The organism is Eoetvoesiella sp. (assembly GCF_035555955.1).
Taxonomy (GTDB): domain Bacteria; phylum Pseudomonadota; class Gammaproteobacteria; order Burkholderiales; family Burkholderiaceae_B; genus Eoetvoesia.
In genome coordinates, this window is the sequence record NZ_DATMGA010000066.1 from 62,475 (window position 1) to 83,191 (window position 20,717).

The following is a 20,717-nucleotide window of genomic DNA, read 5'->3' on the forward strand; positions in this document are numbered from 1 at the left end:
AATTCTAGGAGTCTTAGACATCGCAACCGAAAAAGCTCATCGCATCAACGGTGAAATCCGTGTTCCCGAGGTGCGTCTCATAGGGGTCGACGGCGAGCAGCTGGGTGTTGTAAAAACATCGGAAGCCCTTAACTTATCAGAAGAACACGAAGTCGATCTGGTCGAAATAGCCCCGAACGCCGTTCCTCCCGTCTGTCGCCTCATGGACTACGGGAAGTTCAAATACCAAGAACAAAAACGCCAGGCGGAAGCCCGTTCCAAACAAAAAGTCATCCAGGTCAAGGAAGTCAAGTTCCGTCCCGGAACCGACGAGGGCGATTATCAGGTCAAGCTTCGGAATCTGCGCCGCTTCATCGAAGAGGGCGACAAGGCCAAAGTCACATTGCGATTCCGCGGCCGCGAAATGGCCCACCAGGAGCTCGGCATGCGCGTTCTCGAGCGTGTGCGCGACGACTTGCTGGAGCTTTGCCAGGTCGAGGCCATGCCCAAGCTCGAAGGGCGTCAAATGGTCATGGTGCTGGCGCCGCGTAAAAAGACTGCGGCCGGCAAGTCGGGCGAATCCGCCTCTTAATTGGTAGTGGCCAGCCCGTTGCGGCCCAGCAAGGCCGGGCGGGTTGTGCTTGCAGGTGTCCTATGCACGTATTGTTTGTTATTGATCCTTTACCTTCGTTAAAGGCCTACAAAGACTCTTCGGTAGCGATGATGCGGGCGCTGGCAAGCCGCGGCCATACGCTAAGCGTCGTCCTGCAGGGTGACTTGTTCATCGATCAGGGCCTGGTCAAGGCGGCGGCTACCTCCATCGAACTGCTGGAGGGCGCCGACCTGCACGGCCACGCCTGGTGGAAGGAAGCCGGCGAGCGCCGCGAGGTCGTGCTGTCCGCATTCGATGCGGTCGTCATGCGCAAGGACCCTCCCTTCGACATGGAATACGTGTATTCGACCCACCTGCTCGAATACGCCGAGGCGCAGGGCGCGCGCGTCTTCAACTCGGGCGCGGCCATACGGAACCATCCTGAAAAGCTCGCCATCACCGAGTTCGCGCAGTTCACATCACCTACCCTGGTGTCGCGCGACATGGCCCGGCTGCGGGCTTTCCATGCACAGCATGAAGATGTCATCGTCAAGCCGCTGGACGGCATGGGCGGCATGGGGATCTTCCGTCTGCAGAAGACCGAGCCCAATCTTGGCGCCATCCTGGAAACGCTGACCAACAACGGCACGCAAACCATCATGGCGCAGCGCTACATCCCCGACATCGTCAACGGCGACAAGCGCATCCTTCTCATTGGCGGCGAGCCCGTGCCGTACGCCCTGGCCCGCATTCCGCTGGCCGGCGAAACCCGCGGCAATCTTGCCGCCGGGGGCCGTGGCGTCGCCCGGCCGCTTTCGGAGCGCGACCTCGAAATCGCCCGCACCGTGGCGCCCAGGCTGGCGCAGCGCGGCCTGCTGCTGGTGGGGCTGGATGTCATCGGCGACTACGTGACCGAAATCAACGTCACCAGCCCGACCTGTTTCGTGGAAATCACCGAACAAACGGATTTCGACGTGGCGCAGCGCTTTGCCGAAGCCCTCGAGTGCGCGGTGGGTCTCTGAAATGGTGCACGTCGTCCTCGTCATGCACGCGCCGCTGGGCCAGGCGTTCGCCTCGTGCGCCGAGCACGTGCTGGGCGCGGCGCCTGCGCTGACGGTGTTCGACGTGGCGCCCGACGATCCCATCGACGAGCGTGTCGAGCAGCTTGCCGCGCTGCTTGCCAAGTCGCCGGACGGCGGGGTTCTGGTTTTGTGCGATATATTTGGAGCCACGCCGTTCAATATCGCGAACCGGGCCTTGAAAATGGCGCTTGAAAAAGGAGTGATCGGGCACCTGATCACAGGCACGAACTTGTGCATGGTATTGAAGGCCCTGACGGATCAGCAGCAGAATCCCGACGAGCTCAGCGAAAAAGTACGGCAAGGAGCGCTCAAGGGTATTGTGAATACCGATTGCACCTCCCTGTCTTGATTACTGAATAAAACAAAAGAAGCCTATGCCAACAGTAGATATCGTCATCAGCAACAAACTGGGTTTGCATGCGCGGGCAGCCGCCAAGCTCACCCAGTTGGCGAGCCGGTTCTCCAATTGCGAGATCTTCATCGCGCGCGGCGCGCAGCGGGTCAATGCCAAGAGCATCATGGGCGTCATGATGCTGGCCGCGGGCTTGGGCGTGACGGTCAAGGTCGATGCCAATGGCGCAGATGCCGAAACGGCGCTCGGCGAAATACAGGCCTTGTTCAGCAACAAGTTCGGCGAACAGGAGTAGGATAGCGTTGTCGTCGGCTCGAACTGCGCTATGAATCCGATTCCTCCTCATCCAGTTTCCCACACCTATGCTTTGAGTTCCATGCTTTGCATGCGCGGCCAGGGCGTCGTAAAAGGGTATGCCATAGGCCGCGCCGTCGTCATGGGCGCGGCGGCGCTGGAGGTAGCGCATTACCGCATTCAGCCCGAGGCGGTCGGTCAGGAGTGCCAAAGGCTGAAGGCCGCCTTGGCCGTGGCGCGCGACGAGCTGCAGGCCATGGTCAATAATCTGCCGGAAGACGCGCCCCGCGAAATGGGCGCCTTGCTGACGGTGCACAGCATGCTGCTGGACGACCCCATGCTGGCCCAGCAAACCTGCGACCTCATCACCGAACGCCATTACAACGCCGAATGGGCGCTGACCACGCAAGGCCAGACGCTCAGCGAGCAGTTCGCCGCCATGGACGACGCCTATCTGCGCGAACGCGGCGCGGACATCCGCCAGGTCATCGAGCGCGTGCTGCGCGTGCTGTCGGGCTCTACGGTTCTACTGCCGCAATTGAAGGAAGCCCCGGACGACGAATCCCTGATCGTGGTGGCTCGCGATATTTCTCCGGCCGACATGCTCAAGCTGCGCGGCGGACGTTTCGCCGCCTTTCTGACCGACCTGGGGGGGCCGACTTCCCATACGGCAATCGTGGCGCGCAGCATGAATGTGCCGGCCGTGGTCGGCATGGGCAATATCCGTTCGCTGGTGCGCGACGGCGACACTCTGGTGGTCGACGGCCTTACCGGCGCGGTGCTGGTCAATCCCTCCGAAACCGTCCTGAACGAGTACGCGCGCCGCCAGGCCGCCTATGCCGACGACCGGGCCGAGCTGAGCCTGCTGCGCGATGCCGAGGCTATTACGCTGGATGGCGTGCGCGTCAAGCTGGAAGCCAATATCGAGCTGCCCGAAGAGGCCGCCGCCGCCTTGGCTGCAGGCGCCGACGGAATTGGCCTGTTCCGCAGCGAGTTCCTGTTCATGGGGCGCAGTACCTTGCCCGACGAGGAAGAGCAATACCAGGCTTATGCCTCCGTCGTACGCGACATGGACGGGCGTCCCGTTACCATCCGCACCCTGGATATCGGCTCCGACAAAACCCTGGATGGCGAGGTTGCCGTTGCGGCGAACCCGGCCCTGGGGTTGCGGGCCATACGCTATTGCCTGGCGAATCCGGAAATCTTCGGTACGCAGTTGCGCGCTTTGCTGCGCGCATCGCAGCACGGGAAAATCCGCATCCTGATTCCCATGATCTCGCATATGCACGAAGTCCATGCGGTGCGGCAGGCCATTGCCTCGGCCTGTGCCGAGCTGGACGCGCGTGCGGTGCCTTATGCCCGGAACTACGAATTGGGCGCCATGGTCGAGATCCCGGCCATTGCCATCGCCATCGAACCTTTCGTCGAGAACCTCGACTTTCTATCCATCGGCACCAACGACCTCATTCAATATACGCTGGCCATCGACCGGGGCGACAACGACGTCGCCGAGCTGTACGATCCCATGCATCCGGCGGTGCTGCGCCTTATCGCCCACACCATCAACGCGGGCGAAAGGGCGGGCAAGCCCGTAGCCGTATGCGGCGAGATGGCCGGCGACGTCCGGGTAACGCGCATGCTGCTGGGGCTGGGCCTGAAAGAATTCTCCATGCATCCGCAGCAACTGCTCGACGTCAAAAAAGAAGTGCGCCAGGCGCACTCGAACGCGCTGCGGATAAAAGTGGCGTCGGCCCTGAACCGCGCCGAGCGCATCGACCTGGACGCATTGGCCGGTTGAAGAGATAGGTGCGCCCCCGCACTGCGCGGGCACTTGCCTGCTTGCTGCCCTCCCGGGAGGGACTCTTGTACCTTGGGGCGGTCCAGCGGTAAAAAACACCAAACGGCCCCGAAGGGCCGTTTTTCCAGCGGGGCCGCGGTGGCGGCGTCCGCGTTCATCTAGCGTTGGTAGGCCGATTCGCCGTGCGTGGTGACGTCCAGGCCCTCGCGCTCCTTGTCGTTGCCCACCCGCATGCCGCCGCACAGCTTGTCGGCGATGAAGTAGGCGGCAAAGGCAACGGCGCCCGACCAGACCAGCGTGATCAGCACGCCCTCGAACTGCACCCACAACTGATGGGGAATGAGGGCCAGGGAATCCAGGCCGGGCCCGCCCAGGGGCTTGGCGTTGAAGATGCCCGTCAACAGGGCGCCGACGATGCCGCCCACGCCGTGTATGCCGAATACGTCCAGCGCGTCATCCGCCCGCAGCCGCCTCTTCAGCCCATTGACGCCCCAGACGCAGACGGCGCTGGTGATGATGCCGATGATGAGCGCTCCGCCGGGGCCGACCAAGCCCGCCGCGGGCGTGATGCCGACCAGGCCAGCCACCGCGCCCGATACCGCTCCCAGCAGGGAGGGGTGGCCTTTGGCTTTCCATTCCACGATCACCCAGGCCAGAATCGCGCCGGCAGTGGCGATGAGCGTGTTGAAGAACGCCAGCGCCGCGGTTTCGTTGGCGCCCAGGGCGGACCCTGCGTTGAATCCGAACCAGCCCACCCACAGCAGCGAAGCGCCTATCATGGCCATCGGCAGGTTGTGGGGCGGCATGGACTCGCGGCGATAGCCCAGGCGCGGCCCGACGTAGTAGGCGCCGACCAGTCCGGCAATCCCCGCATTGATGTGCACGACAGTGCCGCCGGCAAAATCCAGCGCGCCTTTTTCGAACAGCCAGCCCCCCGGCGCCCATACCATGTGGGCAATGGGCAGGTACGAGAAGGTCACCCAGATCAAAGTGAACAGCATCACGGCCTGGAACTTGGCGCGTTCGGCGAAGCTGCCGACGACGAGGGCGCAGGTGATGCCCGCAAAGGTGGCCTGGAAGGAGGCGAATGCCAGTTCCGGTATGGTGCCCGACAACGCATATTTGCCGGCGCTCAAATCCGCCACGCCGCTCAGCAGCGCATGGGAAAAACCGCCGATGAAGTGCCCGCTGCCGGTGAAGGCCAGCGAGTAGCCGTAAATGAACCAGATCACGAGGGCCAGGGAAAAGGTCGCCGTGACCTGCATCAGGATCGACAATACGTTTTTGGCGCGAACCAGCCCGCCGTAAAAAAGGGCCAGGCCGGGCATGACCATGAGTAGTACCAGAAGGGTAGAAATACCCACCCAGGCGAAATCTGCTTTATCCATTCTTGTTGCTCCTAGAGGGCTGCGTCGCCGGCTTCGCCGGTACGGATGCGTATGGCCTGTTCAACCGTGGTGACGAAAATTTTTCCGTCGCCGATCTTGCCGGTGTGTGCCGAAGCGCACAGATGCTCCAGCGCCAGTTCCAGCATGTCGTCGGATACCACCATTTCCAGGCGCAGCTTGGGCAGGAAATCGACGGTGTATTCGGCGCCCCGATACAACTCGGTATGGCCTTTCTGGCGGCCGAAGCCTTTGACTTCGCTGACGGTCATGCCTTGTATGCCCACGTCGGCGAGGGCTTCGCGCACTTCGTCCAGCTTGAAGGGTTTGATGATGGCGGTGATGAGCTTCATGATTGCCTTTCCTCGTTTAGGTCTGTCAGTTCAGTAAAAGCAAGATTCATGCCAGCTATTTGGCAGGGCGGGAAGGGCGGAATGGCCGCAGATTGCGGGCGAAGTCCTTGGACGCCGCCGGCCGGCGGCCGCAGGCAAGCACAGATTTGGTGCATCGGCCCGGGTTCGCACCAAATTGATCCGCTTTAGGGCCTGTTTGCTAGGTGGAATTGCCTGGATTTCGTAGAGCCGACGTGCGCAAATGTGTAACTGAACTGTGCCTGAACGGGGTTTTTGTTTCGGGGTGTTTAGGGCCTTTCAGACGCCTGACGGCTTCAAGCCGCTAATCCGTAAGGGTTTTGAGTGAAAATCCAAACCTATTTTTTTTGAGTTTGTCATCAGGATTTACACTAGCCCCATTTCTTTGCGCGGCAGCGTGACTAGAATTGTAACTAAGCCAGTTGTAACACGCTCGCTGCTGAACCGTCAGTCGCACCGGGGTCAGTATTCATCAATCGCGACTTGGACTAGTGAGGAATTCTATGCAAAAACATACACGCACACATCTTGCCGTAATCGCCATGGCCGCCTCCCTGAGCTTGCTGGCCGCATGCTCCAAAGGAGACGACAAGCCGGCGACCGAACAGTCCGCACCCGCTCCCGGCACCGCGCCGGCTCCTGTTCCGGGCACGGCGCCCGCGCCCAGCAGCTCGTCCAGCTCCATGGATCAGGCCAAGGACTCCGCCAGCCAGGCTGCCGGCAACGCTTCCGATGCCGCAAAATCGACGGGCGACGCCATTGCCGACAAGGCCGGCGAGATCAAGGATGGTGCCGTGGATGCCGCAAACAGGGCCCGCGAAGCCGTGAAACGCGGCGCGGCCAGCGCCGACCAGGCCATCCAGGACAAGCTGGGTAACGGCAGCAGCACCTCCGACGGCGCGCCCGCGCCGACCAGCGGCTCGGATGCCGACTCCACGAAATAAGCGGCACCCTGAAAACATTGCCCCCGAACAGGCCGGATTCCGTCCGGCTTCTTCGGGGGCTGCGCATTATGAGGGGCAGTTTTTCATTACACTAGAGCTGTCGTCAATGAATAGGGTGCAAGCCATGGCCAACCGTGCAGACTGGTTCGAGGATTTTCAGAAAAACGTATCCGAGCTCATCGCCAAAAGTCCTGCCGCCGACATCGAGCGCAACGTCAAGGCAATGATGGCCCAAACGTTTTCCAGGCTCGATCTCATTACCCGAGAAGAGTTCGATACCCAGGCCGAACTGCTGGAGCGCGCGCTGGCGCGCATTGCCGTGCTGGAAGTCAAGGTGCGCGAGCTCGAAACCACCGTCAGCACCGGCGGCGCCGCGACAGAGTAGGGATTCAATACGCAGTATTACGCGGGCTAAATCCGTCTCGTAAGGCTTTTGCCGCCCCGGCTTCGGGCTCCATACTTGTAGGTGTCGCCGTATAGGTCATCAGCAAGGAGCAGCCATGTCGCTGGCGGTGTTGGCAAGCCGGGCCCTGTGCGGGCTGGACGGGCTGGCCGTCCGGGTCGAGGTTCATGTCGGCACGGGCTTGCCGGCGTTTCATCTGGTGGGTTTGCCCGACGCGGGGGTTCGCGAAAGCCGCGAGCGGGTGCGGTCGGCCGTGGCGAGCAGCGGCTTCGAGTTTCCGGCCGGACGCATTACTGCCAATCTCGCTCCCGCCGATATCCCCAAAGAATCCGGGCGCTTCGATCTGCCCATCGCGCTGGGCATATTGCTGGCGTCGGGCCAGATTGCGCTGCCCGAGGGCAAAGGCTCGCTTCCGATCAGTCAATACGTGTTTGCCGGCGAGCTGTCGCTTACCGGCGCGCTTGCCCAGGTAGGCGCGCCTTTGGCCATTGCCATGGCGGTGTACCGCGCGCGGCCCGATGCCTGTCTGGTGCTGCCGGCGGCATGCGCCAGGGTGGCGGCAAATGTCAAAGGCCTGAAGGTTCTTGCCGCCAATAGTCTGGCGGAGGTCGTGGCGCATCTTACTGGCGCGGCGCCCTTGCCGGTTGCCGAGCCTGCCCCCATCATGGCAAGCGCGCCTTCCGGTTTGTGCCTGTCCGACGTGCGCGGCCAGGCAGTGGCGCGCCGTGTCCTGGAAATCGCCGCGGCGGGCGGACACAGCCTGCTGATGTGCGGCCCGCCGGGGGCCGGCAAGAGCATGCTGGCGCATCGTCTGCCCGGTTTGCTGCCCGAGCTCACACCCGAACAGGCCCTGGATGTCGCCGCCTTGAACAATGCGGTCAATGCTGCGGCGCTTGTCAGCGCGACCCCGCCATTTCGCTCACCCCATCATTCCGCATCCATGCCTGCGCTGGTCGGAGGCGGTGCGCATCCAAGGCCCGGCGAGATCAGTCTGGCGCACCACGGCGTGCTGTTCCTGGACGAACTGCCCGAATTCGGGCGCCGTGTGCTGGAATCGTTGCGCGAACCGCTGGAAACCGGGATGGTGTCCATCGCCAGGGCGGCGCGCACCCAGACCTTTCCCGCGGCATTTCAGCTTATCGCCGCCATGAATCCCTGTCCCTGCGGCTGGCTGGGTCACGCCCGGGCGTATTGCCGGTGCACGCCTCAGCAAGTGGACAATTACCGCGCAAGGCTGTCCGGCCCCTTGCTCGACCGCATCGATTTGCAAATCGCCTTGCCCGCCGCCGATGCCGACTGGATGGATAGCCCGCCGGGCGAGCCGTCGGACAGCGTCCGGGCCCGGGTGGAGCAATGCCGCCGGCGCCAACTACACCGGCAAGGCAGCACCAATGCGGCGTTGAGCGTTGCCGGCCTCGAGCAATATTGCATTCTGGATGCCGGGGCAAAGGCCTTGCTCAAACAGGCCATGCGGCGCTGGAGCTGGTCGGCGCGAGTGGTGCACCGGGTGTTGCGGGTGGCCCAAACCCTGGCCGACCTGGCCGGATGCGAGCGCATCGGCCGCCCGCATATCGCCGAGGCCATTCAATATCGCCAGCCTTGGGGCTAACGTTTGCCGGGTTTCTTGCAAAGGTTCAAAATAACCAGGACGGGCGGGGCCGTGCGCCTTTGCCGGTTTTTGCCTGGTCTGATCGCGCCTTGGTGGCGCTGCCCGATGCCGTGGCTTTGCTGATTGCGCGATTCGAGCCTAATTGTCTGGAGGCGGGCATCATGAAAGGCTACCAAGTAACATTCTTCACCGTGCAGGATCGCCGTCACGGCCACAAGCAAATGAGCGACTGGCTGCTGGAGCTTGCAAAGTCCATGCAATTGCACGGCGCGACGCTGATCGGCGCGCAGACGGGAATCGGCGGCAGGCACCGGTTTCATTCCACGCATTTTTTCGAGCTTACCGATCAGCCGCTCGAAATCACCATGATCGTCTCCGAAGAAGAGTCCGTCAGGCTGTTCGAGCGGCTGAATGCAGAGCCGAACCTGGAGCTGTTCTACGCGAAGTCGCCCGTCGAGTTCGGAGTCATCGGGCGCGCAGAATCATAGCCGCTCAGCCGCGTGTTTCGTAGACTCCGAGTTTGCGATGCAGCGGAGATTCGTCGGCCAGGAAGAAGAAGGCCGGCTTGTCGACGGACCGGTTGCTCAGGGTGACCGTGCTGAACCCCGGCGCGCAGCAGGTGTCGGCTTCTTCCAGTGTGAACGTTTCGTCCTGGATGCGGGCTTCGGCAGCGCCTTCGATCAGGTGCATGACGACGGCGGGCGATCGCACAGGCAGCGGCAGCACCTGGCGGGGGCGCAGCATCAACGCGTAGAACCCAAGAATGTTTTGCGCATCGGCGCCGGTTTCGGGGTTGATGTAGGTAACCTGCACGAATTCCTGGTCGGGCTGGTCGGCGGCGATGGACTGCAGAGCTGCCTTGGTGTCGGCCCACGGATAGCGCATCATCGGGTAGGCTTTGTCGGATCGCTGGAACGCGGGGGTGGGAACGATGCCGCCGCTGCAGTATTGGCGTTCGCCGTTGCCCGGTTGTATGGCCTGAGGGTCGCGATCCACGTGGTAGGAAGCTTCCAGGTAATGCACAAGCGGCAGATCCAGCACGTCGAGCCAGACTACGGGTTTGTCGCCGTCGTGGCCATGCTCGTGCCAGGTTCCGGTGGGTGTCAGGATGAGGTCGCCGCGGCTCATGGGGCATTTTTCACCGTTGACGGTGGTGTAGGCGCCATCGCCTTCGACGATCATGCGCAAAGCGTTCGGTGTATGACGGTGGGCGGGCGCCCATTCGCCGGGCATCAGCAATTGCATGCCCAGGTACATGGCGCTGCTGGCCTGCATTTTTTCCAGGCCGTGGCCGGGGTTGGCCAGCACCAGCACGCGCCGCTCGGCCTTGTCGATGGGAGTCAATTCGCCGGCTTCAAGCAATAAGGGGCGCAGGGCCTTGTAGGCCCAATGGACGGGCCGGGTTTTTGGCTGGGGAATATTGGGTGGCAGCACTGAACGCAAGCTGGGCCAGAGGGGCACCAGATTTTGTTGCGTGAGCGCATCACGATATGCTACGGGTAGATCTTCAAGACGACCGAGTTCCAGCATGACAGACTCTCCTTTACGGAAAAGGTGCGATCGGGCAAAAAGGTGGCGAGTTCGTCATCTGTATTGCCGCCAAGCGCTAAAGAATGGGCGACTACCAAGACAGCCAGCGAGGGTTATCCCTCCTACGTAAGCATACATATAGTTTGTATGCTTATTATTAGTATACGTTTATTGATCCAAGAATGAATAAGGGAAAACCCTAGGATTTGTTATGAGTGAAGAATCGGCCTTTGAAGACATCAACAGCCTGCCGGGTTACTACATCCGGCATTTGCACCAGATTTCAGTGGCGATATTCCTGCAGGAAACCGAGAAGTTCGCCACTACCCCGGTCCAGTTCGCCGTGCTTCGCTTTGTGGTGGCCAACCCGGATATCGACCAGCGTTCGGTGGCCAAGGCGGCCGGCCTGGATGCCTCGACCACGACGGGGGTGATAGACAGGCTGGAGGCGCGCGGCCTGCTGAAACGGCATGCCGCCCCGAAAGATCGCCGGGTCAAGCACGTAAGCGCGACGCCCGAAGGGTGCAAATTGCTGAAAGACATGCATGCCGCGGTCCAGAGGGCGCAGCGGCTGATGCTGGAGCCTTTGCCGGAGTCCGAGCGCAAAGAATTCGTGCGCATGCTCAATGTGCTGGTGGTCGCCAACAACGAGCTGAGCCGGGCACCGAAGAAAAACAAAGAATAGCGTGCCGTCTGGTTAAGGCCTGTTGACAAGCCCTAGTCCGGATCCTGCGGAGTGGCGCCTTCGTGTTCGACGTGTGAATGCAGGAACTGCGCAAACGCCTGCGCCGCGGGCGACAAGGAGCGGTGGGCGGGCGTGAAGATGGAAATCTTGCGCGTGATGGTCGGGGCCGTCAGGGCGCAGGCATGCAGATCGAAGGCGGGCAGCGTGGGGTGGTTGTTCATGGGCAGGACGCTTATGCCGATGCCGGCCCTGACCAGGCTCAGCACCGTGGTCGCGAACGAGACTTCGTTGACGATGTTCAGGCTCAGGCCATGGGCGACCAGGGCCTTGTCGATCAGCTTGCGAATGGGGCTTTTGGCGGCCAGGGCGATAAAGGGCAGGCCGCACAATTCACTCCAGCTTACCGTCTTGCGCCGCGCCAATGGGTGGTCGCGCCGGCACAGGGCGATGAAGCGGTCGTCGAACAGATGTTCTTCGTGCAGGCCTTGTTCCAGTTCGTTCGAGGTGCCGATGCCGAAATCGACGCTGCCCGCGAGCACGGTGCTCATGATGTCTTCCTCGGCCACGTCGTGCAGCGTGAATTGCACCTCGGGGTGGATTTCCTTGAACAGCTTGAAGGTGGTCGACAGCAGGCCCGACGAAATCACGGTCGAGGCGACGATGCGCACGCGGCCGGTATGCAGCGAAGCCAGGTCGTGCATGTCCGAAACGGCGCTTTCCAGTGAGGCCAGTATGTTTTCGGCCTTGCGGTAAAAGCCCGTGCCGGCTTCCGTCAGGGCCACCATGCGCGTGTGGCGGTCGAACAATTTGACCTGGACTGCGCTTTCGAGCTCTTTTATCAAGGTGCTTAGCGCGGATTGCGTGACATGCATTTTCTGGGCGGCCAGGGTGAACTGGCCTGTCTGGGCGACGAAGATGAAGGCGCGCAATTGCCGCAGGGTGATGTCCATGGTTCCGCTCCGCTAATTAATCGAATTATATTATGAATTAATCTAAATTAATAATTTGTGTGATAAGTCGGCTTCCTATTAAATAGCGAAAAAGAGGGGCCCAGCGCTCGTGTCCGTTGCCGGAAGCATCGGCCGGAGCGGCGCACGGCCGCCGGATGGGCTTGAACATGCCGTGCAATGCCGGCATACGGAATTTGCCAGGAGGAAGACGATGAAGATGGAAAATCCGATGCGGGACTACAGCGCGCATCCGTTGTACAGAACGCTGCACCAGTTCTGGCATCCGGTTGCGTATTCCAGCGAGGTGGGCGAAAGCCCCATGCAGGTGGTGCTGCTCGACCAGGCAATCGCCCTGGTTCGGATAGACGGCAAGGTGGCGGCGCTGGCAGACCGATGTGCGCATCGCGGCGCTGCCTTGTCCAAGGGCGCCATTGTCGAGGGTAATTTCGAGTGCCCGTATCATGGGTGGCGCTACGATGTCCAGGGCCGCTGCACGAGGATCCCCGCCCGCAACGAGCTGGTCGATGTGATGAAGCCCGCCATCCAGGCTTTCCAGGTTTGTGAGTCGGCGGGCATGGTGTGGGTTTGCCTGGAGTCGGCGCCGAAATTCGGCGTGCCCGATTTCGCCGAATACGATGACCCGCAGTATCGGCTCATTCAGGGGCCTGTTTACGACTGGGAGACCAGCGCGCCGCGGCGGCTGGAGAATTTCGTCGATTTTTCCCATTTCGCTTTCGTGCACGATGGCAGCATCGGCAGCCGTTCGCGGCCCGAGGTCGATACCGTCGAGCCGTGGCGCGAGGAGGGCGTGCTGCGCTTCGAGCGGCCGCCCATCAAGGAGCCCAGTGTGGGCCAGAAGCGCAAGATGCTGGGCATCGAAGGCGACGAGTGGATAGCCGTGGCGAACTCCTACCGGGTGATGATGCCGCATACGGTCCACCTGCGCAGGACGTTCGAGAACGGCAAGCACTACGTGCTGATGATGGCCGCGTCGCCGGTCTCCGCCACGCGAACCCGCAGCTTTTGGTGGATAGCCCGCGATTTCGGCGTGGAGCCGGAAAACGACGCCATCCTGCTGGATTTCGAAAGAGTGGTGCTTGAACAGGACAAGCCGGTCATCGAGTCCCAGCAGCCCAAGCTGGCTCCCATGGTCGGCGAGGAGATCCGCCTGGAATTGCCCGTGGGCGGCGCCGATGCCGTGACGCTGGCCTACCGGCGCTGGTTCATCGAGCTCATTCGCGAGTACCAGGCGCGCAACCAGGACCAGGGCGCCCAGGCCGTGGCCAAAGTGGCATGAAGGGAGACGCGGCATGAATGGAAACATACAACGGCCCATGCAGCAAAAACGCATCAAGCTGGGCTGTGCGGGCCGGGGAGTGCAAAATTCGGCGCCCGGTAACCCGGTGTCGCTGCAGGAGCTGCCTGTCGATACCCAGTTTCGCATGGTCGTCGAGTCGGGTGTGTTCGACTTTTTCGACAGGCTGCCCCTGGCCGACAAGGTCGACGACTACATCAAGGCGGTCGAGAAATACGACTTTCCGGTCTGGGGCTCGGCATGGACCTACCGAATCGGCGACGAACCCCTGAAAGTGCTGGAGGGCCATCTTGCCAACTGCGCGGCGACGGGCGTGCGCTACCACAACATGATGGTGCTGACGCATCACGCCCGGGGCCATGTGGTGACGGACGAGGAACTGGTGGATCTGTACCTGCGCTCGTACGAGCTGGGCCAGAAATACGGCATACAAATCGGGTTCGAGGCCCACATCCTGATGTGGTCCGAAGATTTCCGCAGGGTCGCGCCTGTTGCCGAGAAGATCAGGAAGCGTGGAGTCCCCTTCAATTTCGTCATGGACTACAGCCACTGCATCTTCAAGATCGGCAATCCGGCCGAGCAGGACATCTCGGGCATACGCGAGGACGTCGCGGCGGGCAGGCTGGTGCTGGATCCTTTCGAGGACGGCAACCTGGTGGATGAGTGGCTGTCGATGAACATGCTTTGGTGGCAGCAGAACAGGCCGGCCGTGCCCAACGGACCGGTCAACATCTGGGCCAAGGGCGACGACGGCAAGCCGGGCCGAGGGGTGCAGTACCCGTTCGTCCGGCCCCGGCCGGGCGAGTGGTACGACGAATGGCATGCCTATCTGCTGGAGCCCACCAAGGAAGTCGTGCGCAAGACGCTGCGCTACCACCTTACGCATGAGGACAGCCCGCTGGAGCTGATGACGGTCGACTACATAAACCTGCCCGACTACGGCCTTGGCGTGCAGTACAACACGTTCGAAAGCAGCGTCGCCGTGGGCCGGTTCATACGCGAAACCTACAGCCAGATCGAAAAAGAACTAGGGCCTGTCAACCCATATTAAGGAGTCGCGAAGCCATCACCTGAAAACGCGGCGAGACCGCGCACCATCCGATTCCAGCCATAGAGCAAAACATATAACCGAGACATAAACGATTCTGCCGGCGCTTTTCGCAAGGCGCCGCCAGAGCGGTTCAAAAGGAGGTAGCCATGGGAGTGGAAGCTGCAATCCGCGGCGCAGGCCGCATCAACGCATCGCAAGAGGCGCCGCCGCAAACGGCGGCGCCGGTGGACGAGATACTGCCACCCAACAGACTGTTCTTTTTCGGCCTGCAGCATGTGCTGGTCATGTATGCCGGCGCCATTGCGGTGCCCATACTTATCGGCGGGGCGGCCAAGCTTTCCATGGAGGAAATCGGGCTGCTGATCAGCGCGGACCTGTTCGTCTGCGGCATCGCCTCCATCATCCAGTCGGCCGGCGTCTGGAAGTTCGGCATCAGGCTGCCGTTGATGATGGGCTGTACCTTTGCGGCGGTGCCGCCCATGATGGTCATGGCGGCGAACCCCGAAACCGGCCTGCTGGGCATGTTCGGGGCCATCATCGCCGCCGGCCTGGTCACCATCCTGCTCGCGCCGCTGGTGGGCCGCCTCATCAAGCTCTTCCCGCCGCTGGTCACCGGCACGGTCATCACCGTAACGGGCCTGAACCTTATTCCGGTCGGCGTGAACTGGGTGGCGGGCAGGGGGCCGGCGACGGGCGATCCAGTCAATCTGCTGATCACCTTCATCGTGCTGCTGTCCATCATCGCCATCTCGAAATACGCCAGCGGCTTTTTGCGCAATATCGCCGTGCTCATAGGCATCGCCATAGGCTTCGTCGTTGCGGCGCTGCTGGGCAAGGTCGACTTCTCGCGGGTCGGGCACGCCGGCTGGTTCGAACTGATCGCGCCTTTCCATTTCGGCATTCCGCATTTCGAGATAGGCCCCATCATCGCCTTGTCCATCATCATGATCGTCGTCATGGTGGAAACCACCGGCATGATGCTGGCGGTGGCCGAGATGGTCGGGAAAAAGGTCGGTTCCAAGGACATTACCCGGGGGTTGCGGGTCGATGGCCTGGGCACGTTGATCGGCGGCATCTTCAACACCTTCCCCTATGTCACGTATTCGCAGAATGTCGGCCTGGTCGGCGTGACCGGGGTCAAAAGCCGCTGGGTCTGCGTGGCGGCGGGGCTGATCATGATCGTTCTGGCGCTTTTTCCAAAGCTGTCCATCATGTTCGCCCTGATTCCGCAGTCGGTGCTGGGCGGAGCGGGCATCGTGATGTTCGGCATGGTCGTGGCCACGGGCATCAAGGTCCTGGCCGAAGTCGACTACAAAAAGGAAAGCAGCCGGCACAATCTGTTCATCCTGGCGGTGAGCGTCGTCATGGGCCTGATACCCATGGTGAATCCCGGCGTCTTCAGCCTGCTGCCCAAGTGGATGTCGCCGTTCACCCACAGCGGCATCGTTTTGGCGGCGGTGACGGCCTTGCTGCTTAATTTGTTTTTGAACGGCTACGACGGCAAGCTTTCGGACGACGCCCTGGCTGAAAAGGCGTGACCGAAGCCGCGAACGCCTGCCCCGGGGGAGGCGTTCGCGGGTTCCAGCCCCGGCATAATCCTGGTTTTTGGTTCGGGCCTTGGCAGGCACTGGACACCTTCATGAAAACCATCGTATAATCAAGGGCTTTTCCGGCTGTCTTGAAACTTAGAAGTACTTAAAGTGAAGTGCTTAAAGAGAAGAGCTTCAAGAGAAGTACTTCAAGCCAGCGGAAAACTTCAAGAAGCAATTGCCAGGTCGTGCAAGTATTTCCAGTGTGTATGGAAGTCACCTGCGGTTGCAGCAAATAGAGCTATATATGCCCAAGATGAAAACCAAGCGGGGCGCTGCCAAGCGCTTCCAGGTCCGTGGTAGCGGGTCGATCAAGCGGGGTCAGGCGTTCAAGCGCCATATCCTCACCAAGAAAACCACCAAGAACAAGCGCCATCTGCGCGGTTCGGCGGCCGTCCACAAATCGGACGTCGCTTCGGTCAAGGCCATGATGCCTTTTGCTTGATTAACGGAGAACCACCACCATGCCACGCGTAAAACGCGGCGTAACTGCCCGTGCCCGTCACAAAAAAGTTATCAAAGCTGCAAAAGGCTATCGCGGTCGCCGCGGTAATGTATTCCGCATCGCCAAACAGGCAGTCATGCGCGCCGGGCAATATGCCTACCGCGACCGCCGCAACAAGAAGCGCACTTTCCGCGCTTTGTGGATCACCCGCATCAACGCGGCCTGCCGCGAACTGGGCGTGACGTACAGCGTGTTCATCGCTGGCACGAAAAAAGCCTCGATCGAGCTCGATCGCAAAGTGCTGGCCGACATGGCCGTCAACGATAAAGCCGGCTTTGCGGCGATTGTTGCCCAAGCGCAAGCGGCTTTGGCTGCGTAATCGATACCTATCGATTGCGGTAACCGGGGCCGATGGCGGTTCCGGTTTGGTTTTGCTACGAACGGGGCTCTTGCGGGCCCCGTTTGCATTTGGAAAGCGGATAATCCATGACATCTCCGGTCGATGACCTGATACCTCAGGCAACAGAATTGTTTGCTCAAGCCACCGAAGCGGCCGCGCTTGAAAACGCCAAGGCGAAGTTCCTGGGCAAGCAGGGGGCCTTGACAGCCATGCTCAAGGGCCTGGCCCAGCTGGATCCAGAAACCAAGCGTGCCGAGGGCGCGCGCATCAATCAGGTCAAGCAGCAGATCGAAAGCCTGTTGAACAACCGGCGCGCCGAGCTGGCCCAGGCCGAGCTCGACAAGCGCCTGGCTTCCGAAACCATCGATGTCTCCCTGCCTGGAAGAGGCCGGCGCGCCGCCGGCATACACCCGGTGATCCAGACCTGGCAACGCGTCGAGGCCATTTTCCGCTCCATCGGGTTCGACGTGGCCGACGGCCCCGAAATCGAAAACGACTGGACCAATTTCACGGCCCTGAACAACCCTGAAAACCATCCTGCGCGTTCCATGCAGGACACCTTCTACGTCGACATGCAGGATGCGCAGGGCCTGCCGCTGCTGCTGCGCACGCACACCAGCCCCATGCAGGTGCGTTACGCGCGCATGAACAAGCCGCCCATCAAGGTCATCGCCCCGGGGCGCACCTACCGCGTCGACAGCGATGCCACGCATTCGCCCATGTTCCATCAGGTGGAAGGACTGTGGATCGCCGAAGACATTTCCTTCGCCGATCTCAAGGGCGTCTACAGCGATTTCCTCAAGGCCTTCTTCGAAACCGATGATCTGTCGGTGCGTTTTCGCCCGTCGTTTTTCCCCTTTACCGAGCCCTCGGCCGAAATCGACATGATGTTCACGTCGGGCCCGAACCAGGGACGCTGGCTGGAAATCTCGGGTTCCGGACAGGTGCACCCGCAAGTGGTGCGCAATTACGGCCTCGACCCCGAGCGCTACATCGGGTTTGCGTTCGGCTCCGGCCTCGAGCGCCTGACCATGCTGCGCTATGGCGTCAACGACCTGCGCCAGTTCTTCGAGGGCGACTTGCGCTTTCTGCGCCAGTTCAATCGCTAGGGCCTGGCAACAGGCTCTAATCCATTCATCCGCGCCTTGCCGTCAAACGGATCCGACCTACCATGCAATTTCCAGAATCCTGGCTACGTACCTTTGCTAATCCCGCCATCGACACCGACGAGCTGTCGCATCGCCTGACCATGGCTGGCCTGGAAGTCGAGGAGGCCGTGCCGGCCGCCCCGCCTTTCAGCGGCGTCGTGGTCGCCCATATCGTCGAAATCGCGCCTCACCCCAATGCGGACAAGCTGCGGGTGTGCCAGGTGGACGACGGATCTGGGGCCTTGCTGCAGATCGTCTGCGGCGCGCCCAATGCCGCGGCCGGCCTGAAGGTTCCTTTGGCGCGCATCGGCGCCAGGCTGCCCGGCGACATGAAGATCGGCAAGGCCAAGATGCGGGGCGTCGAGTCCTTCGGCATGCTGTGTTCGGCGCGCGAGCTGGGCCTTTCCCAGGATCATGCCGGCCTGCTCGAGCTGGATGCCCAGGCCGAAGCCGGACAATCGCTGCGTGATGCCCTGGACCTGGACGATACGGTGTTTACGCTCAAGCTCACGCCCAACCGCGCCGATTGCCTTTCCATTCTGGGCGTGGCGCGTGAGGTGGCGGCCCTTACTGGCGCGCCGCTTACCCTGCCGTCCTTCGAGCCCGTGCCGGTCGCCCTGGATGACCGCCTGGCCGTCGAGGTGCAGGCCCCCGATTTATGCGGCCGTTTCGCCGGGCGGGTGATACGCGGCGTCAATGCGCGCGCGGCCACGCCTTCCTGGATGAAATCGCGCCTGGAAAGGGCGGGGCAGCGCTCCATCTCGGCCCTGGTCGACATTTCCAACTATGTCATGCTGGAACTGGGGCGCCCCACCCATGTGTTCGACCTGAATCGCATCAATGGCGGCCTGACCGTGCGCTGGGCCCGCGAAGGCGAGACCCTGGAATTGCTCAACGGCCAGACCGTGACGCTGGCGCCGGACGTCGGCGTCGTGGCGGCGGGCGCCGAGCCTGAAAGCATGGCGGGCATCATGGGCGGGGAGGCCAGCGCCGTCACCCTGGATACGACGGACATATATCTCGAGGCGGCGTTCTGGTGGCCCGAGGCCATCATGGGCCGGACCCGGCGCTATAAATTCAGCACCGAGGCCAGCCACCGCTTCGAGCGCGGCGTGGACTTCGGCTCGATTCCCGAGCACCTCGAGCGCATGACCCGGCTCATCATCGACATTTGCGGCGGCCAGGCCGGCCCGGTCGACGACCAGGTCGTCAACCTGCCCGAGCGCGCCCCGGTGGCCATGCGGCTGCAGCGCTGCCACCGCATCCTGGGCGTGCTGGTGGAGCAGGCCGAGGTCGAGCGCATCTTCACCAGCCTGAATCTTCCCTTTACCGTGCAGGACGGGGTGTTCAGCGTTACGCCGCCTTCCTACCGCTTCGACATCTTCATCGAAGAAGACCTCATCGAGGAAGTGGCGCGCGTCTACGGCTTCGAGCGCATTCCCGACCTGCCGCCGCTTGCCAGGGCGCAAATGCGGCTCGAGCCCGAGACGCTGCGCGGGCCTCATGCCTTGCGCGCCATCATGGCCGGCCTCGATTACCAGGAAGTCATCAACTTTTCCTTCGTCGAAGAGGCATGGGAAAAAGACTACGCCGGCAACGACGACCCCATCCGTTTGCTCAATCCCATTGCCAGCCAGTTGGCGGTCATGCGCTCCAGCCTGATCGGCGGCCTGCTGGCCAATGTCCGGTACAACGCCAATCACAAGCAAAGCCGGGTGCGGGTTTTCGAGCTGGGGCGCGTGTTTGCGCGCGACGCCAAAGTAGCCGACTCCGATCTGGCCGTTGCCGGGGTCAGCCAGCCGCAGCGTCTTGCCGGCATGGCCTGGGGCCCGGCACTGGAAGAGCAGTGGGGCGCGCCGACGCGCCACGTCGATTTTTACGATGTAAAGATGGATGTCGAAACGTTGCTGGGCGCGCAGGCCGGGCGCCTGCTGTGCAAGCCCGATGCCCATCCGGCACTGCATCCTGGCCGCAGCGCGCGCCTGGTCCTGGATGGCCGGGATATCGGTTGGCTTGGCGAGCTGCATCCGCGCTGGGTTCAGCAAGCCGAGCTGGCCCATGCGCCGGTGGTGTTCGAAGTCGACGTCGCCGCCATTTCCACGGCGGCTTTGCCGCAGCCGGCCGAGCTGTCTCGCCAGCCGGTCGTGGCGCGCGACCTGGCGGTCTGGGCGGATGTTAAAGTTTCGTATCAGGATTTGTTGGACACCCTTGCCCAAACCGTGGCGTCTAATGCTACTCTTAGCGTTGTCAAGGATATCCGGCTGTTCGATGTCTGGCGGGACAAGTCCGAAAATGCCGCGGCTGAAAAAAGCATGGCTTTCCATTTCTGGCTGCAGGATCCCGAAGTCACGCTGGATGACGCCCGTGTCGAACAATGCATGAACCTGCTATTAGAAGCGCTGGTCAGCGCTCATGGGGTGCGCTTGCGCGCATAAGGAGTTAAAGCAATGAATTCAGATCCACGTACCCTGACCAAGGCCGAGCTGGCCGAGCTGCTGTTCGACCGCGTCGGCCTGAACAAGCGCGAAGCCAAAGACATCGTCGATACCTTTTTCGAGGAAATCCGCGATTCGCTGGCGCGCGGCGTCGAAGTCAAGCTGTCGGGCTTCGGCAATTTCCAGGTGCGCGACAAGCCGCCCCGTCCCGGGCGCAACCCCAAAACCGGCGAGGTCATCCCCATCGAAGCGCGCCGGGTCGTCACGTTCCATGCAAGCCAGAAGCTCAAGGGCGTGGTCGAGCCTCCGGCCCAGGCCGGCGCCACCCCGGCGGAATAAATCACCTCTGGCGGGCGGGCC

At 61.9% G+C, this 20,717-nt stretch carries 22 protein-coding genes; 18 read left to right on the plus strand and 4 right to left on the minus strand.

What is annotated here, in order from left to right; genetic code table 11:
• The first annotated feature begins 1 nt into the window (after nt 1).
• The 5 genes from infC to ptsP all read left to right on the plus strand — a co-directional run bounded on the left by infC (nt 2) and on the right by ptsP (nt 4,097).
• On the plus strand, nt 2-571 hold the full coding sequence (gene infC, locus VNT00_RS15235; RefSeq protein ID WP_325589375.1) for a translation initiation factor IF-3: 570 nt from the start codon (nt 2-4) through the stop codon (nt 569-571).
• A 62-nt stretch (nt 572-633) separates the two neighbouring features.
• Nucleotides 634-1,593 (plus strand): glutathione synthase, encoded by a 960-nt coding sequence (gene gshB / locus VNT00_RS15240; protein WP_325588977.1) that lies wholly within the window; start codon nt 634-636, stop codon nt 1,591-1,593.
• A 1-nt stretch (nt 1,594) separates the two neighbouring features.
• Entirely contained in the window at nt 1,595-2,002 is a 408-nt protein-coding gene (locus VNT00_RS15245; RefSeq protein WP_325588979.1) for a PTS sugar transporter subunit IIA, read from the plus strand.
• Between the two features lie 25 nt (nt 2,003-2,027).
• Nucleotides 2,028-2,300: an HPr family phosphocarrier protein gene (locus VNT00_RS15250; protein ID WP_325588981.1), complete on the plus strand. Its 273-nt coding sequence runs from the start codon at nt 2,028-2,030 to the stop codon at nt 2,298-2,300.
• Between the two features lie 90 nt (nt 2,301-2,390).
• Nucleotides 2,391-4,097, plus strand: coding sequence for a phosphoenolpyruvate--protein phosphotransferase (ptsP, locus tag VNT00_RS15255; protein ID WP_325589377.1), 1,707 nt, complete (start codon nt 2,391-2,393; stop codon nt 4,095-4,097).
• Between the two features lie 158 nt (nt 4,098-4,255).
• Here ptsP and VNT00_RS15260 read toward each other — a convergent pair whose 3' ends face one another.
• Nucleotides 4,256-5,485: an ammonium transporter gene (locus tag VNT00_RS15260; protein WP_325588983.1), complete on the minus strand. Its 1,230-nt coding sequence runs from the start codon at nt 5,483-5,485 to the stop codon at nt 4,256-4,258.
• Between the two features lie 11 nt (nt 5,486-5,496).
• On the minus strand, nt 5,497-5,835 hold the full coding sequence (locus VNT00_RS15265; protein WP_325588985.1) for a P-II family nitrogen regulator: 339 nt from the start codon (nt 5,833-5,835) through the stop codon (nt 5,497-5,499).
• 521 nt (nt 5,836-6,356) lie between these two features.
• Here VNT00_RS15265 and VNT00_RS15270 point away from each other — a divergent pair.
• The 4 genes from VNT00_RS15270 to VNT00_RS15285 all read left to right on the plus strand — a co-directional run bounded on the left by VNT00_RS15270 (nt 6,357) and on the right by VNT00_RS15285 (nt 9,297).
• Entirely contained in the window at nt 6,357-6,797 is a 441-nt protein-coding gene (locus tag VNT00_RS15270) for a hypothetical protein (protein WP_325588987.1), read from the plus strand.
• Nucleotides 6,798-6,921: 124 nt separating this feature from the next.
• Nucleotides 6,922-7,182, plus strand: a complete 261-nt coding sequence (locus tag VNT00_RS15275) for an accessory factor UbiK family protein (protein ID WP_325588989.1) — start codon at nt 6,922-6,924, stop codon at nt 7,180-7,182.
• A gap of 115 nt (nt 7,183-7,297) precedes the next feature.
• A complete protein-coding gene (locus VNT00_RS15280; protein ID WP_325588991.1) occupies nt 7,298-8,809 on the plus strand; it encodes a YifB family Mg chelatase-like AAA ATPase in 1,512 nt (503 codons plus the stop codon).
• A 161-nt stretch (nt 8,810-8,970) separates the two neighbouring features.
• Nucleotides 8,971-9,297, plus strand: a complete 327-nt coding sequence (locus VNT00_RS15285) for a DUF190 domain-containing protein (protein ID WP_325588993.1) — start codon at nt 8,971-8,973, stop codon at nt 9,295-9,297.
• Between the two features lie 4 nt (nt 9,298-9,301).
• On the opposite strand, the gene VNT00_RS15290 is transcribed toward VNT00_RS15285, so the two are convergent.
• Nucleotides 9,302-10,339, minus strand: a complete 1,038-nt coding sequence (locus tag VNT00_RS15290; RefSeq protein ID WP_325588995.1) for a cupin domain-containing protein — start codon at nt 10,337-10,339, stop codon at nt 9,302-9,304.
• A gap of 211 nt (nt 10,340-10,550) precedes the next feature.
• Between VNT00_RS15290 and VNT00_RS15295 the strand changes: the two genes are divergently transcribed.
• Entirely contained in the window at nt 10,551-11,024 is a 474-nt protein-coding gene (locus VNT00_RS15295; protein ID WP_325588997.1) for a MarR family winged helix-turn-helix transcriptional regulator, read from the plus strand.
• A gap of 32 nt (nt 11,025-11,056) precedes the next feature.
• On the opposite strand, the gene VNT00_RS15300 is transcribed toward VNT00_RS15295, so the two are convergent.
• Nucleotides 11,057-11,974: a LysR family transcriptional regulator gene (locus VNT00_RS15300; RefSeq protein ID WP_325588999.1), complete on the minus strand. Its 918-nt coding sequence runs from the start codon at nt 11,972-11,974 to the stop codon at nt 11,057-11,059.
• Between the two features lie 211 nt (nt 11,975-12,185).
• Between VNT00_RS15300 and VNT00_RS15305 the strand changes: the two genes are divergently transcribed.
• The 8 genes from VNT00_RS15305 to VNT00_RS15340 all read left to right on the plus strand — a co-directional run bounded on the left by VNT00_RS15305 (nt 12,186) and on the right by VNT00_RS15340 (nt 20,696).
• On the plus strand, nt 12,186-13,271 hold the full coding sequence (locus tag VNT00_RS15305) for an aromatic ring-hydroxylating dioxygenase subunit alpha (protein WP_325589001.1): 1,086 nt from the start codon (nt 12,186-12,188) through the stop codon (nt 13,269-13,271).
• 13 nt (nt 13,272-13,284) lie between these two features.
• A complete protein-coding gene (locus tag VNT00_RS15310; RefSeq protein ID WP_325589003.1) occupies nt 13,285-14,340 on the plus strand; it encodes a xylose isomerase in 1,056 nt (351 codons plus the stop codon).
• 146 nt (nt 14,341-14,486) lie between these two features.
• Nucleotides 14,487-15,878: a nucleobase:cation symporter-2 family protein gene (locus VNT00_RS15315; protein WP_325589005.1), complete on the plus strand. Its 1,392-nt coding sequence runs from the start codon at nt 14,487-14,489 to the stop codon at nt 15,876-15,878.
• Between the two features lie 298 nt (nt 15,879-16,176).
• The gene (gene rpmI / locus VNT00_RS15320) at nt 16,177-16,374 is read left to right on the plus strand and encodes a 50S ribosomal protein L35 (RefSeq protein WP_325589007.1); all 198 of its coding nucleotides are present in this window, start codon (nt 16,177-16,179) and stop codon (nt 16,372-16,374) included.
• Nucleotides 16,375-16,393: 19 nt separating this feature from the next.
• Nucleotides 16,394-16,753 (plus strand): 50S ribosomal protein L20, encoded by a 360-nt coding sequence (gene rplT / locus VNT00_RS15325; protein ID WP_325589009.1) that lies wholly within the window; start codon nt 16,394-16,396, stop codon nt 16,751-16,753.
• 107 nt (nt 16,754-16,860) lie between these two features.
• On the plus strand, nt 16,861-17,883 hold the full coding sequence (gene pheS / locus VNT00_RS15330; protein WP_325589011.1) for a phenylalanine--tRNA ligase subunit alpha: 1,023 nt from the start codon (nt 16,861-16,863) through the stop codon (nt 17,881-17,883).
• Nucleotides 17,884-17,945: 62 nt separating this feature from the next.
• Complete coding sequence (gene pheT, locus VNT00_RS15335) at nt 17,946-20,357, plus strand: phenylalanine--tRNA ligase subunit beta (protein ID WP_325589013.1); 2,412 nt, start codon at nt 17,946-17,948, stop codon at nt 20,355-20,357.
• Nucleotides 20,358-20,369: 12 nt separating this feature from the next.
• The gene (locus tag VNT00_RS15340; RefSeq protein WP_325589015.1) at nt 20,370-20,696 is read left to right on the plus strand and encodes an integration host factor subunit alpha; all 327 of its coding nucleotides are present in this window, start codon (nt 20,370-20,372) and stop codon (nt 20,694-20,696) included.
• The last annotated feature ends 21 nt before the right edge of the window (nt 20,697-20,717 follow it).

Bases quoted from the DNA above. Each gene is read 5' to 3' on its own strand.
- gshB (WP_325588977.1), top strand. From the start codon at position 634: ATGCACGTATTGTTTGTTATTGATCCTTTACCTTCGTTAAAGGCCTAC.
- VNT00_RS15245 (WP_325588979.1), top strand. From the start codon at position 1,595: ATGGTGCACGTCGTCCTCGTCATGCACGCGCCGCTGGGCCAGGCGTTC.
- VNT00_RS15250 (WP_325588981.1), top strand. From the start codon at position 2,028: ATGCCAACAGTAGATATCGTCATCAGCAACAAACTGGGTTTGCATGCG.
- ptsP (WP_325589377.1), top strand. From the start codon at position 2,391: ATGCGCGGCCAGGGCGTCGTAAAAGGGTATGCCATAGGCCGCGCCGTC.
- VNT00_RS15260 (WP_325588983.1), bottom strand. From the start codon at position 5,485: ATGGATAAAGCAGATTTCGCCTGGGTGGGTATTTCTACCCTTCTGGTA.
- VNT00_RS15265 (WP_325588985.1), bottom strand. From the start codon at position 5,835: ATGAAGCTCATCACCGCCATCATCAAACCCTTCAAGCTGGACGAAGTG.
- VNT00_RS15270 (WP_325588987.1), top strand. From the start codon at position 6,357: ATGCAAAAACATACACGCACACATCTTGCCGTAATCGCCATGGCCGCC.
- VNT00_RS15275 (WP_325588989.1), top strand. From the start codon at position 6,922: ATGGCCAACCGTGCAGACTGGTTCGAGGATTTTCAGAAAAACGTATCC.
- VNT00_RS15280 (WP_325588991.1), top strand. From the start codon at position 7,298: ATGTCGCTGGCGGTGTTGGCAAGCCGGGCCCTGTGCGGGCTGGACGGG.
- VNT00_RS15285 (WP_325588993.1), top strand. From the start codon at position 8,971: ATGAAAGGCTACCAAGTAACATTCTTCACCGTGCAGGATCGCCGTCAC.
- VNT00_RS15290 (WP_325588995.1), bottom strand. From the start codon at position 10,339: ATGCTGGAACTCGGTCGTCTTGAAGATCTACCCGTAGCATATCGTGAT.
- VNT00_RS15295 (WP_325588997.1), top strand. From the start codon at position 10,551: ATGAGTGAAGAATCGGCCTTTGAAGACATCAACAGCCTGCCGGGTTAC.
- VNT00_RS15300 (WP_325588999.1), bottom strand. From the start codon at position 11,974: ATGGACATCACCCTGCGGCAATTGCGCGCCTTCATCTTCGTCGCCCAG.
- VNT00_RS15305 (WP_325589001.1), top strand. From the start codon at position 12,186: ATGAAGATGGAAAATCCGATGCGGGACTACAGCGCGCATCCGTTGTAC.
- VNT00_RS15310 (WP_325589003.1), top strand. From the start codon at position 13,285: ATGAATGGAAACATACAACGGCCCATGCAGCAAAAACGCATCAAGCTG.
- VNT00_RS15315 (WP_325589005.1), top strand. From the start codon at position 14,487: ATGGGAGTGGAAGCTGCAATCCGCGGCGCAGGCCGCATCAACGCATCG.
- rpmI (WP_325589007.1), top strand. From the start codon at position 16,177: ATGCCCAAGATGAAAACCAAGCGGGGCGCTGCCAAGCGCTTCCAGGTC.
- rplT (WP_325589009.1), top strand. From the start codon at position 16,394: ATGCCACGCGTAAAACGCGGCGTAACTGCCCGTGCCCGTCACAAAAAA.
- pheS (WP_325589011.1), top strand. From the start codon at position 16,861: ATGACATCTCCGGTCGATGACCTGATACCTCAGGCAACAGAATTGTTT.
- pheT (WP_325589013.1), top strand. From the start codon at position 17,946: ATGCAATTTCCAGAATCCTGGCTACGTACCTTTGCTAATCCCGCCATC.
- VNT00_RS15340 (WP_325589015.1), top strand. From the start codon at position 20,370: ATGAATTCAGATCCACGTACCCTGACCAAGGCCGAGCTGGCCGAGCTG.